Origin of the sequence: Methylobacterium sp. 190mf (assembly GCF_900107945.1) — a bacterium.
In the GTDB taxonomy this organism is placed as follows: domain Bacteria; phylum Pseudomonadota; class Alphaproteobacteria; order Rhizobiales; family Beijerinckiaceae; genus Methylobacterium.
In genome coordinates, this window is the sequence record NZ_FNVI01000084.1 from 1 (window position 1) to 1,022 (window position 1,022).

The 1,022-nt window shown below is 36.4% G+C and carries 1 pseudogene; it reads left to right on the top strand.

Annotation, left to right across the window (positions count from 1 at the left end):
• A pseudogene (locus tag C4T42_RS31330) lies at positions 1-928 on the top strand (hypothetical protein); the annotation flags it as partial.
• Positions 929-1,022: the final 94 nt, after the last annotated feature.

The window sequence follows — 1,022 nt, forward strand, 5'->3', positions numbered from 1 at the left end:
GCTTGCAGCAGAAAAACCAGTTTCTACAGAAAGCGTACAACAACAAGCCGAAACAAATCAAACCGGTTGGAAAGTAATTGATGGAAAAAGATATTACATTCAAAAAGACGGATCTATTGCGAAGCCAGACGAAACGGGTTTCTTTGTTCCGGAAGAAGGTGGCGGAGCCATGTTGAATGAAGATGGCTCTTTAAATAATTTTTATAACCTGGCCAATAACAGGAGTGATGATGGGTTTAAAATGGATCGCGATAATGGATGGCAACAACTTATGAGTGATCAGTTGGATAAGAAAGAGAAATTTTATTTAAAAGATGGTCTTTTCCAAACTGGTTTTCAAGACATCGATGGCAAGACTTATTATTTCAATGAAGATGGGACTTTATATATGAAAGAAAAATTAAAGGAAAAAAATGGGAAGACTTATTATTTCAATGATGATCATTCTCTTGTAAAAGGAACCCGGATTCTAGAGATAGAACCTTCAGCGGGTTTTAAACATTTTGTGTATCTGGAAGATAATGCATGGAATGAGACATCAGGTTTCAAGGAAATAAACGGAAAGAAATATTACATTTCACATGGTTATATTATAGCGGCAAAACATGGCGAACAACAGCCATGGATAGCAAAGGGGCCAGATGGAGATTTAGCGGTAAACGAAGATGGCTCACTATATACTGGATGGGGCGTCTTGGCGAATAGAAAGTATTATTTCGAAGATGGGAAAACACATAAATGGACATTACATTTGAATGGGAAACAGTACTATTTTGATGGAGATGGTATTATGCATACAGGCTGGTTAACATGGAATAGTGACCAAACAAAATCTTATTTTAAGAAAGACGGGTCTATGGCGAAAAATGAAACAATGGAAATTGACGGAGTAACATACAACTTTGATGAAAAAGGAAGCGCGCGCTGAATTCGTTAATGGAAATCGGTTGACAGCTGAGCCAAACTAAACTTTAGAAAAATGAATAAGTTTTTTCAAATTGGATAAGAAAAGAGAATGCAAA